The sequence below is a fragment of the Dictyobacter alpinus genome (assembly GCF_003967575.1).
GTDB classification, from domain to species: Bacteria; Chloroflexota; Ktedonobacteria; order Ktedonobacterales; family Ktedonobacteraceae; genus Dictyobacter; species Dictyobacter alpinus.
Window position 1 is genome coordinate 1,745,182 of sequence record NZ_BIFT01000001.1, and the last position, 14,113, is coordinate 1,759,294.

At 50.7% G+C, this 14,113-nt stretch carries 10 protein-coding genes and 1 tRNA gene; 4 read left to right on the top strand and 7 right to left on the bottom strand.

Going from position 1 to position 14,113, the window contains the following annotated elements:
• Positions 1–14: 14 nt before the first annotated feature.
• Positions 15–1,322 (top strand): thymidine phosphorylase, encoded by a 1,308-nt coding sequence (locus EL633_RS06885; protein ID WP_126626475.1) that lies wholly within the window; start codon positions 15–17, stop codon positions 1,320–1,322.
• Between the two features lie 56 nt (positions 1,323–1,378).
• On the opposite strand, the gene EL633_RS06890 is transcribed toward EL633_RS06885, so the two are convergent.
• A tRNA-Glu gene (locus tag EL633_RS06890) sits at positions 1,379–1,455 on the bottom strand.
• A 182-nt stretch (positions 1,456–1,637) separates the two neighbouring features.
• Here EL633_RS06890 and pepE point away from each other — a divergent pair.
• Positions 1,638–2,372, top strand: a complete 735-nt coding sequence (gene pepE, locus EL633_RS06895) for a dipeptidase PepE (RefSeq protein ID WP_126626476.1) — start codon at positions 1,638–1,640, stop codon at positions 2,370–2,372.
• A 74-nt stretch (positions 2,373–2,446) separates the two neighbouring features.
• Here pepE and EL633_RS06900 read toward each other — a convergent pair whose 3' ends face one another.
• The 4 genes from EL633_RS06900 to EL633_RS06915 form a co-directional block, all read right to left on the bottom strand.
• Complete coding sequence (locus tag EL633_RS06900) at positions 2,447–5,128, bottom strand: M1 family metallopeptidase (protein ID WP_126626477.1); 2,682 nt, start codon at positions 5,126–5,128, stop codon at positions 2,447–2,449.
• A gap of 104 nt (positions 5,129–5,232) precedes the next feature.
• Positions 5,233–6,645: an alkaline phosphatase family protein gene (locus tag EL633_RS06905; protein ID WP_126626478.1), complete on the bottom strand. Its 1,413-nt coding sequence runs from the start codon at positions 6,643–6,645 to the stop codon at positions 5,233–5,235.
• A 4-nt stretch (positions 6,646–6,649) separates the two neighbouring features.
• Positions 6,650–7,594 (bottom strand): prolipoprotein diacylglyceryl transferase, encoded by a 945-nt coding sequence (gene lgt, locus EL633_RS06910; protein WP_126626479.1) that lies wholly within the window; start codon positions 7,592–7,594, stop codon positions 6,650–6,652.
• Between the two features lie 18 nt (positions 7,595–7,612).
• On the bottom strand, positions 7,613–9,151 hold the full coding sequence (locus tag EL633_RS06915; RefSeq protein ID WP_126626480.1) for a sulfatase: 1,539 nt from the start codon (positions 9,149–9,151) through the stop codon (positions 7,613–7,615).
• A 286-nt stretch (positions 9,152–9,437) separates the two neighbouring features.
• Between EL633_RS06915 and EL633_RS06920 the strand changes: the two genes are divergently transcribed.
• Positions 9,438–11,135, top strand: a complete 1,698-nt coding sequence (locus tag EL633_RS06920) for an ABC1 kinase family protein (RefSeq protein WP_126626481.1) — start codon at positions 9,438–9,440, stop codon at positions 11,133–11,135.
• A gap of 89 nt (positions 11,136–11,224) precedes the next feature.
• Here the strand turns inward: EL633_RS06920 and EL633_RS06925 are convergent, their stop codons facing one another.
• Positions 11,225–12,025: an MBL fold metallo-hydrolase gene (locus tag EL633_RS06925; protein WP_126626482.1), complete on the bottom strand. Its 801-nt coding sequence runs from the start codon at positions 12,023–12,025 to the stop codon at positions 11,225–11,227.
• Between the two features lie 30 nt (positions 12,026–12,055).
• Positions 12,056–12,835 carry an NUDIX hydrolase gene (locus EL633_RS06930; protein WP_126626483.1) on the bottom strand — a complete coding sequence of 260 codons (780 nt, stop codon included), beginning with the start codon at positions 12,833–12,835 and terminating at the stop codon, positions 12,056–12,058.
• A gap of 376 nt (positions 12,836–13,211) precedes the next feature.
• Here EL633_RS06930 and aroE point away from each other — a divergent pair, with 376 nt between their 5' ends.
• Positions 13,212–14,090: a shikimate dehydrogenase gene (gene aroE, locus EL633_RS06935; protein WP_126626484.1), complete on the top strand. Its 879-nt coding sequence runs from the start codon at positions 13,212–13,214 to the stop codon at positions 14,088–14,090.
• Positions 14,091–14,113 lie beyond the last annotated feature (23 nt).

Sequence of the window (14,113 nt, forward strand, 5' to 3'; positions counted from 1 at the left end):
TGGAATAATGGCATATGCAAACAGTTGAACTTATCACCAAGAAGAGGGATGGGGGGACTTTCAGTACAGATGAGATTCGCTGGCTGATCGCGCAATATACGCAGGGAACGATTCCCGATTATCAGATGGCTTCGCTGTTGATGGCGATCTATTTACGCGGCATGGATGCTCGCGAGACGAGTGATCTTACCCTGGCTATGGTTAATTCGGGTGAGCAGTTACGGGTGAATACGCTGGTGTCGCCGGTGGTTGATAAGCATAGTACCGGTGGCGTTGGGGATAAAGTGACGCTGGCGGTGGCTCCGCTGGTAGCTGCCTGCGGCGTTGCAGTCGGCAAGATGACGGGCCGTGGACTGGGTCATACCGGCGGGACGGTTGATAAACTGGAATCTGTAACTGGCTTTCATGTGGAACTTTCACGCGCTGATTTTATGCGTATCTTGCAGGAGCATCAGATCGTGCTGGCGGGACAATCCAGCGATCTGGCGCCTGCCGATGGCAAACTCTATGCTTTACGCGATGTGACTGGCACGATCGAGAGTATTCCGCTGATCGCTTCGAGTATCATGAGCAAAAAGCTGGCGATCGGTGCTTCGCATCTGCTGCTCGATGTGAAATTTGGCTCGGGCGCGTTTATGAAAACGATCGAACAGGCACGTGAACTGGCACAGGCCATGGTTGAGATTGGGCGCGCCGGGAACCTGCATACGGTGGCGGCGATTACGTCGATGGAACAACCATTGGGATATGCCGTGGGGAATGCGATTGAGCTACGTGAGGCGATTGATATTTTACATGGCCAGGGTCCTGCTGATGTCTCTGAACTCTGCTATCATGAGGCGGCCGAACTGTTAGTGATGACGGGCAAGGCTGCCGATCTGGCGGAAGCGGATCAACTGGTTGCCAATGCAATCCAATCGGGAGCAGCCGTTAAAAAGCTGGCGGAAGTCATTGCCGCCCAGGGTGGCGATGCCCGGCAAATTGAAAATCCAGACCTGTTACCCAGCGCACCTATTCGCGTGATGCTGCCTGCAACACAGACTGGCTATATTGCGGCGATCAATGCCGAGGGGATTGGTCTGGCCAGTATGAGTCTGGGAGCGGGCCGCTTCAAAAAAGGTGAGCCAGTCGATCACCGTACCGGCCTGTTGCTCAAAGCTAAAATTGGAGACCATGTGAACGCGGGTGATCCCCTGATTGAGATTCATGCCCGCAATCCGGAAGAGGCGCAACAGATCCAATCGGCTTTGTTAGCTTGCTATCAGTGGAGCGAGACTCCAGTACAGGTCCAGCCATTGATCTGTGATGTTATTCGGCCCTGAAAATACGTATTAAAAAAGGGTGGAGCCGCTACTGAAGCGACTCCACCCTTTTTTGTTGGTAGCGCATACGGGATTCGAACCCGTGATCTCCGCCTTGAGAGGGCGATGTCCTAAACCGCTAGACGAATGCGCCTTATGCTGTTTCATAGGGGCTATACACGTATCTGTACTTGCTTTCCCTACGGCTCGTGTATTATGCCATGACGGTGGCGTTTTTGTCAAGGGGGTAGCGATTACAATCTCGAAATATTTACGCTACCTCGCCAGATCATTTACAATAACGGATAGATACTACTATGAAAAGGAAAAAAAGCGATGGAAGATAATCTTTTATTACTCAGTAATTCACAAACGCATGGCATGGCTATGTTTGAGCATGCTCGCGATGCACTCAGCGATTTTCTCGCTGGCCGTCACACCTTGTATTTCGCGCCCTATGCTGGTTCGGATTATGATGGTTATACACAGACGATCAAAACGGCCCTTAAACCGTTTGGGGTAACTGTGATCGGACTGCATACGGTCACTGATCTCCAGCAGACGCTACAGGCTGCTGAAGTGTTATTTGTAGGTGGCGGTAATAGTTTCCGCCTGCTAAAAACACTCGAACAGTTGGACATGCTGGCTCCGGTCAGGGAACGCGTGTCCAGGGGAGAATTACGCTATATGGGTTCAAGTGCCGGCACCAATATGGCCTGTCCTACGATGCGCACGACAAACGATATGCCCATCGTCCAACCCAACTCTTTCGCGTCATTCAACCTGATTCCTTTCCAGATCAATCCACACTATCAAGATCCATTGCCTGCCTCAACGCATATGGGTGAGACGCGTGAGGAGCGCATCCGCGAGTTTTTGGATGAGAATAATGTGCCGGTCCTGGGATTGCGCGAAGGCTCCTGGTTACGTAAACGCGGCACACAACTCCACCTGGATGGACTGGCAAATGCCAGGCTCTTTAGACGCCATACTGATCCACAAGAATATACACCGGGCACCGATCTTTCCTGGCTGCTCACAGAAAAAGCCATCTTCGATCAAAAAGCTTAGCAAAAAGGCAGCGGCCTCTCTATATGTAGATTGGCCGCTGCCTTTTGCAGATGTCATATCAGGGAGACAGATCCTTATTTGAATCTGGCTTCCAGTGCGCCTAATTGCTCGCGCAATTTACGATTCTCCTCGCGAATCTCATCGAGGTCACTGCGTAGCTGTTTGAGCTGCTCTTGATCCTTGTCACCGCTACTGAGGGTCTGGACGGATACCAGGAGGTTACGCTGAACCCCTGAATCCAGTTCGGTTTCGGCCACGTTCCGTAACGTAGAAATGGCCCGCTTGTCCCCAAAGGCAGCCAGTGCCGTTGAGGCGACGGCCCGGCATGGTCCCCATGTATCATGCTCAACAGTATTGAGCAAGGCGGTAACTGCACGCTGCTGAGCGGCCTCGCTGTAAAGGGTATGTTGCTGACCAACTACCGACAGGCCAATCAGTGCGGCTCGGCGCAGGGTTGGATGGCTCTCTGGATTACGCGCATATTCAGCCATCAAATCAATCACACGATCCTCACCAGTAAAGCCCAGACCACGGAAGATACCACGCTGGACAAAGTTGGTCCAACTGGGTTGGTCAAGACGGCTAATCAAGAAGTCTACACTACCTTCTGTCCGGGTATGGCCCAGCGCTTCAGCGGCGTTGGCTTCCACCAGATAGCTAACATCTCCCTGACTCAGGAGCGTTCGCAGAGCTTCAGCAGAGCGTTGCGCCAGTTCTGCCTGGGCCGGAACTTGATATTGTCCCAGGGACTGGGCCACTGCCGCACGTACCTTCGAGGATTTATTGGGATCAAGGTCTGCCAGTGCCTTGATCAGGGCGGACTGGGCCTTCTCGTTCCTGATCGCCCTCAAAGCCTTAACGGCTGCGATCTGGACGCCCCAGAAAGGATCGTTGTTCAGCGCGGAAATCAATGCATCCAGGCTGCTATCATCCTTCTGTTTACCGAGCTCTTGGGCTGCCTCAACCCGACCCAGCACATCTGGATCATGGGCCAGTTGATAACGCAACATACTATTGGAACGCTCAAATTTCAGCGTTTTAAGCAACCAGCCATCTGGATCAATGCGCACCAGTACTGGTTCACGCTCCAGCGGCAGGTAAAAGCTCTGCTCGGCCTGTCCATCTTCACCCAGTTGTACCTGCATAGTAACGGTACTTGTCTGCTTGACCTGTGCTTTTGCCGCCTCTTTCTCTGAAGCAGGCAGGGTAAAGGCGATATCCAGAGGGGTATAGAAGCAAGCGGTTAACTCATCCACTTTCTGGGTCTGCTTGACCTTCACCTTCGCCATTTTACGCTCGGCATCCCAACTATACCCTACCTCTAATTCTGGATGTCCACCGCCATAGACCCACTGCTGGAAGAAGCGCTCCAGGCTACGCCCGGTTACCTCTTCAAGGGTGCGTAACAGATCACCAGTCACCACTGCTTTGGCGCGATACTTTTCTAGATAGGCCTGCATACCACGGCGGAAGCTCTGCTCGCCCAACTGGTGACGCAGCATATGCAGCACCCAGGCGCCCTTATTATAGAGGTGGCGGTCAAAGAGCTCAAAGCCACGATCATGATAGACATAATAGACAATCGGACGACGATAGCGGCTATCCTCATCCAGATAACCCAGTTTCTCCTGGAGCATCGAGTATTTAAACTCATCATTGCCACGGTCGTACTCACCCCACAACTGCTCAAAGTAGGTGGCAAAACCTTCTTTCAGCCAGCCATGCGATAAGTCTCGGCAGGTAAGCAAATCGCCAAACCACTGGTGCGCCAGTTCGTGTGCCACCACAGGAACCAGATCCATGTCCAATGCGGCACGTTTATCAGGCAATAGTGAAAAACTGTGTGTAGTAGCGGTAGTATGCTCCATTGCGCCAGTATAGATTTCTACTACCGTCTGGGCATATTTATCATATGGATACTCTACTCCGGTGTACTCGCCAAAGAAGCGTAGCATAGCGGGAGTTTTGCCCATGAGCAGGGTGGCATCTTCCGCGCGGTCCTTACGCACATAGTAGTTCACGGGCTTGCCGTTGTAAGAGTCTTCGATCACAGCAAAGTCGCCAACGACTAATGAGATAAGATAAGCCGCATGCGGAACATCGTGCCGCCAGTGGTGTGTTTTGGTGGCCCCATTATCTTTAACGTCGAGCAGGTTACCATTAGAAATAGTTATAAACTGGGCGGGCACCGTAACGATAATCTCAGTGGTCGCCTGATCATTGAGATCATCATGACAGGGCAACCAGTGGCTGTTATAGCGAGTTTCACCAAAGGTCCATGCATGCACCGGTCGCTCCGGATCCTCGGGTGCTGGCTTCATGAAATGCAGACCAATGCGTGGCTTCGCATGGTAGGTCACGGCGACCGTAAACTGCTCACCATGCTTATAGGGTCGATCCAGGACCACTATGAGTTTGCGCTCAGTGGTGGAATATTCCAATCGGGTACCATTTTCGAGGGCAACTTTCTCGATTTGCAATTCCTCTGCATCCAGCGAAATGCTGCGTACCTCTTCATACAGTGCCAGGAAGGTTGTATATACGGTACCGCTAATGGTCTCCTGATCAAAGTCCAACGTGACATCTAATTTTACATGCTGCACGTCAGCAGGCCGATCAGGGGCAAAATGGAGTTGATCGCCAGGAAACTCAAAAGAGCGAGACTTAGGGGATGGGAGTGATTGGTGTTCATTGAATAGCATCAGGCCATAGCCGTTACCCAGATCAATGGCCTCTCCGCGTTGACAGGTAAACAAAATGTTGCTCCTACTCTAGTATAAATGTATCGAACACTGAGAACATTATCTCTACATCATATTATGATTATTCTTTTTAATCAAACTGAAGGAGAGGAGCTAAATTACACTGGTCTGGACAGGGCGGCGAGTGGCAATGTTTTTCCGCTCAGGCCGGCAGGCGGTTGGAGGCCATAGCGTGCGAGCAGAGTGGGTAGGATATCATAGATGCTGGCGTTTGTAATCTCCTGACCGTGATCGGGATGCTGAGGATCATGGAAGATAAAGAGTCCGTGTTGGGCGTGGTTTGCGTCGTCGGGTCCGGTATCGTTCTCGGTAGAGTAGAGTTCACCGCCACCAACGGTTCCCAGTGCGCGCCAGGCAAGATCACCAAAGTAAACAACCAGGTCGGGAGCAATGCCACGCACGTTGCGATACAATTGCTGGGGTACAAACACACGGTTGCCTAATGGTTGTTGATCTGGACCGAGCATGGAGCGCAAATGTTCGGCCAGCGCGGTACGCTCACGTTCATAGGCTGCAGGCGATATAATACCTGCGGGCTCTCGTCCACGTACGTTCATAAAGATACGTCCATAATAGCCGCCTGCACTCCAGGCCCGGGTCTGTTGCCAGTCGATCGCGCTATGATCCAGCGGCATAGGGGACTCAGGAACCTGACGCAAGCTGAGATAGCCCTGTTGCTGCAACCATTCATTAATGCGGACACCACCCATTAAGGGACGAGCACCATGGTCTGAAACAACTAGTACAGCAGTCTCTTCGCTACAGTGCTGCAATAATTGGGCGATACGTCCATCTACATGCTGATAGTAGGCGTGGATCGCATCACTGAGGCGCGGATGCTCGGTATAATGGGGATGCTGAGGATCCATATATTTCCAGAGGGCATGGTGAATACGATCGACACCCATATCCACCATCATCAACATATCTGGTTCATTTTCGACTAATAATTGCTCGGCAACGGTAAAGTGTTGGTCGCACATCTTGTAGATGTCGCGTAAGATGCGCTCTTTATCCTCTGAACGAAAATCCGGCACATCCAACAAATAGTCGTCAACCCAGGTTGCAATCTTGCCAGCCAGTGCAGCAGGATAGGTATATTCAAGCTCGGTCGAAGGAGTTAAGAAGCAAGAGACCAGCGCTCCGTTTACTGGATAGGGTGGATAGGTTCCTGGCACACCCAGGGTCGCTACCTGCCAGCCTGCCTCACCTAAAATATCCCACAAACGCGGAACACGGACGGCGCGGCCATCGGCAACCACCATGCGTTGATAGCTACGATCAGCCCGATTGCGAAAGCCATAAATACCCAGTTCGCCTGGATCACGACCGCTCATCATACAACTCCAGGCCGGAACTGTGATGGCGGGAACACAACTTTCCAGGCGCCCATAACTTCCTTGCGCAATCAGACGTGAGATGGTTGGCAGATCAGCCAACCAGTGTTCAAACATTAACGACGGCTCGGCACAGTCCAGACCAATAATAAGCAAACGTGGTGCATGTGGCATATATTTAACCTTCTATTTCAGGGGTAGCAATCGTTGAGGAAGTAGGAGCAACAGAACTATCAGCTTCATCTATTTGAGGAACCGCAGGGTTGTCAGTTTCATCTACTTGTGGCTGACTGGTTATACCAGAGCGACGCCTCAAACGAACCACCAGCGCGACCGTGGCTCCAACAACCATCAGGCCCGTCAAGATATGCAATACATTGAAAGGTGTGCCTGGAAAAAACCAGGAATCGGTACGCAAGAATTCGATAAAGAAACGTCCCAGGGGAGCCCAGATCAGATACATGAGAAACAAATCACCGGCACGTAATTGTTTCTCGAAGCGCCTGGATAGCCAGAAGAGTATCACAAAGCCGAGGCTGTCCCAGGAAAGTTCGTATAAGAAGAGAGGGTGAAAGCGGGTGCTATCGGGATAGCGATTGAGATCATCATATGGGGCCAGACGATGGCTGGCGTCGATACGCAGTCCCCAGGGTAGCGTTGTGGGCGGACCATAGAGTTCCTGGTTAACAAAGTTTCCCAGGCGACCAATCGCCTGTCCCAGTAGCAAGCCCAGACCAGCACCATCCAGATAAATCCAGAGGGGAAGTTTTTTGACACGAAGATAGATGAATAATGCCAGACCACCAAAGATCAGGGCGCCATAGATATGAATACCACCTTTCCAGATCGCCAGGATGTCACCTGGATTGGCCAGGTAATGTTCAAGCCCGTTGGGACCGCGTGATGATTGGATAAAGACAAAATAGAGTCGCGCCCCAATAAAAGCGGGAATAAGCACCCAGAGCAATAGATCCCAGACGTTATTTGGATCCTCTCCATGCCTGGCAACGTAACGACTGGTAACATAGGTAGCCAGAAAAATAGCGGTGACCATAATCAGACCATACCAGTGAATGGTAATTGGTCCTAGTCGCAGCAAAATTGGATCAATTGGCGGATACATAAAATGACGATCCTCCTCTTACTCTAAATATCCTAGATCATACAGGCGACGACGTACAACAGGATCATCTTGTAGATTTGCAGCCGCTGAAACCTGTTGCTTGAATTGGTTTCGATCCTCGCTGACAAATGCGGCCTGTAGCTCCTCGACCTGCTCAGGCAGGATACTACACAGATCAATCAATTCATCTGGATCTTCATAGACATCATAGAGTTCCAGTTTCTCTTCACCGGTTTTGATCAATTTATATCTTCCCTGCCAGACGGCCTGACGAGGTTGATCACAATGGTAGGCCTCAATCAGGTCGGGGCGGCGACGTTGCATAACATTTAGTAAGTTCTGCGGGGTCACACCCGAGGCGAAAATGCGTTGCTGATCAGGATCGCTACTGACACTTTGGGCCAGGGTGTAAGCCTGCTCTGCGTCTGAGGCCTGTTCTGCCGCGGTTAACGCTGTATGGAAGATGCGTCTGGTTGAAACTACTTGCTCGCTAGTGGTCCCACGCGGAAAGGCTCCAGCAGGATCACGAATAAGCAGAGGCACATGGACCAGGGTATTGTAGACAGCAATACTATGGCCCATCAACTGTTTTTCGCCGAGATGCTCGCCATGATCCGCGCAAATAATCAACAGGCTACGATCCAGCACACCACTCGCCCGCAATTGCTCCAGGAAGGTACCAACAAGCTCATCCTGAAAGGCAACTTCAGCATCATACATGGCGCTCAGCAAAGCATAATCTTTAGCGTCCAACGCGCTTGTCAGGGGAGCCATCCATCCAAACACATCACTATTAAAATGTTGCAAAGCCTGACGCGTATGTCTGTCTTGCTGTACGCGTGGCGCAAAGCGTTCACGAAATCGAGGGGTGGCATGATAAGGCATATGCACCCCCATGAGATTGATAAAGCTGAAAACTGGTTGCCCTTGCTCGATACCTTTGCGCTCAATATGCAAGCTGGCCGCATCATTTAGGGATTTAGCCGTATTGCCTTTGAAACTAAGGGCCGTCTGCCAGAGTGGAGCCATCAGTGGCGAAAAGGATAGATCCAACAAGAGATCTGAATGGGCAAAAATATCCTGTAAACCGGTAATACCATTTGCCAGAAAACGCTTAAAGTGTTGACGATAGCGGTCCAGCAGATGTTTTTGATCACCAGATTGATGGGGACGCGAGGTCATTAAACCACTGTAGTTCAGAAAACTATGGAATCCCCGCTGCAAACCAGTATTGACGACCCCGATCAAAGGATTGTTACAAAAGGCAGCCGTAAAGTAGCCTGCCTGTCCAAGCCGTTCCGCCAATGTAGGTAATTGTCCCGGCAATAGAGAGGATGCATGCAGCATCGTATGCTGATCTGGATATAATCCGGTAAACATAGAAGCATGTGACGGAACAGTCCATTGTGCGGTGGCATATGCATGTCGATAGAGCGTAGCATCTTGCGCCAGCTTATCCAGATAAGGGGTTGTTTCCTGTCTGTAGCCATAACATGACAGACGATCCAGGCGTTGAGTATCAAGTACAAGTAGCACAATATCAGGTAACGTTGTCACGGTAAACCTTTCCTGCTCTCAATCTTGAGCAGGCCTTTCAGTTGGATAGTGCACTTTATTACTTGAGTATAGATAATCAGTGTTATTAATCTATTAAAAGCAAGTTAACAGCCAGCAGGAGTGATTACATTGGAGCACTTTCGCATAATCTGGTAATGAAACGCTACCACAGACCATGACTCAAGCGTATATGTGTAAAGGGATAAAGACATTCGGTAAAATGGGACTGGTTTTCGTTCCATTTTGCTTGCTACAGTACAATAAACAGGCTTTGAGAGGCTGATGCATGCAGAAAAAAATACCCCGTGTCAATAGATTTTCACAGCTGGTTCGCTCCTTCAGGGTGGTAAGGTTGCTGCTCTGGACCCTCTGGGTGATTTATCGCGAACGTCGGCGTGTGGTGAAGGCACGTGAACGCGGAAATTATGAGGTCCAGCCTAATACTGATGTTTTAATCGAGGTGCTGGTGGCTTTCCGCCAGACGGCGATTAAGCTGGGTGTGTTGATGATTAAACTGGGTCAGTTTATGAGTACACGCGCCGATCTGCTGCCAGAACGAGCGCTGAAAGTGCTTACATCCTTACAGGATGAGGTGCCACCTGAGTCCTTTGAGCATGTAGTGAGTGCAATTGAGGCTGAATATAAGAAGCCAGTAGGCGAGATCTTCAGCAAAATTGAAACGCAATGTGCGGCGGCGGCTTCTTTAGGACAGGTGCATAAAGCTGTGCTGGCCAAAACTGGCGAAACGGTGGCGGTGAAGGTTCAACGCCCCAATATCGATCAGTTGGTGATGATGGATTTGAATAGTCTACGTTTCGTGATCTGGGTGATTACGAAATTCGTAGATACCAGTTTTATTGATCTCAAGGGTTTCTATCGCGAGTTCCGGCGTACGGTCTATGAGGAAGTCGATTTTGTGACTGAGGCGGCTAATGCCAAACGCTTTAAAGAGATGTTCAAGGATGATCGCGCGATCTATATTCCTACCGTCTATGAGGAATATATCACCCGCCGCGTACTGGTCATCGAATGGATCGATGGTATCAAGTTAAATGATTATGCCGCCCTGGATGCGGCGAAGATTGATCGGTTACAGGTCGCGACCCGGACCGTGAATGCTTACTTCTACCAATTCTTTGAGGCTGGTTTCTTTCATGCCGATCCTCATCCGGGTAATATTTTTGTGAAGGCCGGGTCTTCACCTGATGAGCCGGTCATTGCCTTTCTGGACTTTGGTATGGTTGGCTCGATTACCAAAGGTATGAAGCGCTCTCTACGCGATATCTTTCTGGGCTTTATTACGCGTGACGCTCACTTAATGGTTCAGGCGCTGAGCCGCCTGGGCTTTATCGGTGAGGGGGCTAATCCAGTGGCTATCGAGAAGGCTATCGCCTTGATACTTGAACAATATCATGGTGTGACCCTGGCACAGATGCGCGAATTAGAGATGGATGATATCGCACAGGATATGATCAATCTCCTCTATGGCCAACCTTTCCATATTCCAGCTCAGTTTGCGTTCACCGGTCGCGCGATCGGCACATTGCTGGGCGTCTCAACCGGATTGGCACCTGACTTCAATTTTATTGAGGTCGCGATCCCCTATGCTCGCGCCTTCCTGGGATTGGATGCGAACTCGATGCGCGATACATTACAAGAAGTATTGACCCAGGTGTTAGAGAACGGCAAAGTCCTGCTAAGTCTGCCGCGTTCAGTAGAAAGTCTGATTACGCGCATCGACTCGGGGCAGATGGAGGTCAAACTGGCTAATCTCCCCCAGGTCAGAGGCAGACGAGGCCGCAATGGGAATGGTGGCGCCAGTGTCTCAATCCCTGGTGGAAGTGGTCGTGCCTCACTCTTCTTTATGTTTCTGGCATCTATGGGAAGTGGTGTCTATCTGACCACCACCCATTTAGATATACCTGGCTGGTTCTGCCTCGGCTTAGCGGCGGTAACAGCCCTGGGCATGCTCTTCAGGCGCTAATGCATAGATAGTGCAATGAGCATATAAATAGCAAAGGGGAGAGGCGATCGAAATGGCCTCTCCCCTTTGCTGGTATTGTGGTAGACGATTCAGGAGAGCGGGCGCCAATGGTCGTTATGGTCATGCTTTACACGGCCTTCACGCTCTAGTTTGAGGAGATGGGCGGTGACTGATTGGGCGGCAACTGGATGGAGTTGTGGATCAACATCGCGATAGATCTGCTGCACGATGAACATCAGATTGCAGCCAGCCGGTTGCAGGCACAAGGTGGCGAGGATCTGTTGCTCGCGTTGCAGGCGATGCTGAATATACATAGCCAGGCGCTCCTGTGGATCGGTGATGCGCGGTCCATGTGCCGGGACGATCTCTTTGAGGTCGAGTGATTGCAGGCGTTCTAGCGAGCGTAGATAATCCAGCATATCTCCTTCCGGCGGCGCAATAACAACCGTACCGCTACCGGCTAACAGATCGCCCGCGAATAAGATGCGCTCTTTCTCCAGCAAAAAGCAGAGATGGTCGAAACGATGGCCAGGCGTGTGGAGGGTGCGCAAGGTATCATTGCCAGCCGGAATGATCATGCCATCGCGTAACTCTTCATCCGTGCATGGGGCACCGATACGACTAAAAGCATAGACATAGACATTCAGCATTCTGCACAGCGCCTCCGCACCGTCCTGGTGATCAGGATGTCCATGGGTGATCAGCACCCGGCGAATACCGCCACGTGACTCGCCAGCGCGGATAATCGCCTCTAAATGTGCCTGATCCTCAGATCCTGGATCAATCACGGTTGCACCCTCAATGCCACCACCTAATACAATTGTGTTGGTGCCATCGCCAGTCATGATTGATGCATTGGGCGCTAGAATGGTGGTAAACAGCTCGCGCATGATTTTTGCTCTCCTGTAACCGGGTATCGATTAAGATTGGCTCGTTTCTTCCGGTAAAATAATCTGACTCTCGCCTGCTTCTTTCACAATTACTGGTCGGTGTGTCTGCACATAGCGCTGCTCAGTCGCGCTTAGTGCCTCCGCCACCGAGGTAAAGACCGCCAGTTCACGCAATTGATAGATCGTTGGAAAGGCCAGATCAAACGTGCCAGCCGCATAGCGCTCCAGGGCCTGTCCAGCGCCAATCCAGATGCCATCGGTGGTTTCGATCTGATCATAAGCCGCCTCCTGGCTGGTAGGACCAGAAGCCAGAAAAAAATGGGTGTCATAGCGCCTGGGAGACGCTTCGGGCGTAATCCAATGCGAAAAGTAATATAATTGATCAGTGGCCAGCAGCAGTTGCTCGACCCGCAATAATTGTTCCATCGATCCTTGCTGATCATGGAAGTTCTGCCGATGTAGTTGAAAACGCGCGAGTGAGCTCTCCTCAATGGCTAACATGCTCTGCTGATTGGTATATGCAAGCAAGATATTGGCCTCTTCAAACAGCTCGCGGAGCGCCGCCGCCCGCAAACCAGTTCCTAGCCTGGTACGCTCCTCGGGATCGGCCCCCGTTGGAACAATCGGCCGACAAAGATCTGGTTGAAGTTCAATATGATGATCTTCTTCCGCCACCGCCCCGCCAGGAAATACATAGACATCCGGCATAAATGCACTTTTAGACGAGCGTCTGACCATAAATATCTCCATGCTCGCCCGGGTATCACGCAGCAACATCACTGCCGCCGAGGGTCTGGGTTGTACTGGCATCCCTGATTCTCCAATTCTTTATTCCGCGCTACTACTCTTGAACTGCAGCTTCTTACAATAGAACACGTATCCAGAGAGGGCACTTGAAGTCATTTTGGTGTTAGCAAGCGCTTAAATCTGGTAAGATCTACAAAATCCGACCACATTTATGTATATTATCATAGAGACAGATGTTGTATGCTCAAAATAATCTTAGTAGGGCGCGAGGCAAAGCCGCTAGGAATTTCTCAAGTTCTTACGCGGAGAGATGTGGTGGGAGAATGATAGTCCCTGACTATAGACGCGCATTGAACTATTTCTGGTATAATTTATAACAGAAGCCATCAGGCGATGAGCAGCTCGCCTTCAACATATAGAAAATGGTGCATGGATGTCTATGAATCAGCAGACGTTAGTGCAAACAGTACAACAATTACATGTAGGGTTGATAGGTGATCCCGTGGCGCATTCTTTCTCGCCACGTTTTCAACAGCCCGCCTTTGATGCGCTGGGTATCCCAGCGCATTATGAACTCTGGCACACACCCGCTAAACAGCTGGTGGAGCGGATACGCTCGCTTTGTGAGCCAAATTGCCTGGGGGCAAATGTCACAATCCCACATAAAGAAGCAGTCCTACCTTTGATCGATAAGATTGATCCACTTGCCGCTCGTATCGGCGCGATTAATACTATTGTTCATCGTGATGATTATCTGTATGGCTATAATACCGATGCGATGGGACTCCTATACGCGCTACATGAACATGGGTTGGGCGAGATGAGGCAACGCAAGGTTTCTCTGAGAGGTCATACAGCCATCCTGCTAGGAGCCGGCGGCGCGGCCCGCGCGGCGGCTTTTGCTCTGGTCGAGGCAGGCATTGAACAATTAATCATTCTTAATCGTCATCTGGAACGTGCCCAGATGCTGGCTTCCGATCTATTACAATACTATGATCGACCGATCTTTAGCCTTAATGATCCTTCTTTTCTGATTCCGCGTACCTCGTCGATCATTATTAATGCGACCTCAGTAGGCCTGCACGAAGATATCAGTCCATTACCGCCTGAGATCCTCTCGCATTTTGATCCTGATACCTTTATCTACGATATGATCTACAATCCTTCACAGACCTACCTGCTCTGTCAGGCACGTCTGATGGGCTTTGAGACCGCTAACGGACTCTCTATGCTCCTGCACCAGGGAGCCCTGGCCTTTACGCTCTGGACCAACCGTTCAGCACCAATTGAGATCATGCGCCAATCATTAATTCTATAGTACCCGGATTCTGGAGATCCATA

Bases quoted from the DNA above. Each gene is read 5' to 3' on its own strand.
- EL633_RS06885 (WP_126626475.1), top strand. From the start codon at position 15: ATGCAAACAGTTGAACTTATCACCAAGAAGAGGGATGGGGGGACTTTC.
- pepE (WP_126626476.1), top strand. From the start codon at position 1,638: ATGGAAGATAATCTTTTATTACTCAGTAATTCACAAACGCATGGCATG.
- EL633_RS06905 (WP_126626478.1), bottom strand. From the start codon at position 6,645: ATGCCACATGCACCACGTTTGCTTATTATTGGTCTGGACTGTGCCGAG.
- lgt (WP_126626479.1), bottom strand. From the start codon at position 7,594: ATGTATCCGCCAATTGATCCAATTTTGCTGCGACTAGGACCAATTACC.
- EL633_RS06920 (WP_126626481.1), top strand. From the start codon at position 9,438: ATGCAGAAAAAAATACCCCGTGTCAATAGATTTTCACAGCTGGTTCGC.
- EL633_RS06925 (WP_126626482.1), bottom strand. From the start codon at position 12,025: ATGCGCGAGCTGTTTACCACCATTCTAGCGCCCAATGCATCAATCATG.
- EL633_RS06930 (WP_126626483.1), bottom strand. From the start codon at position 12,835: ATGCCAGTACAACCCAGACCCTCGGCGGCAGTGATGTTGCTGCGTGAT.
- aroE (WP_126626484.1), top strand. From the start codon at position 13,212: ATGAATCAGCAGACGTTAGTGCAAACAGTACAACAATTACATGTAGGG.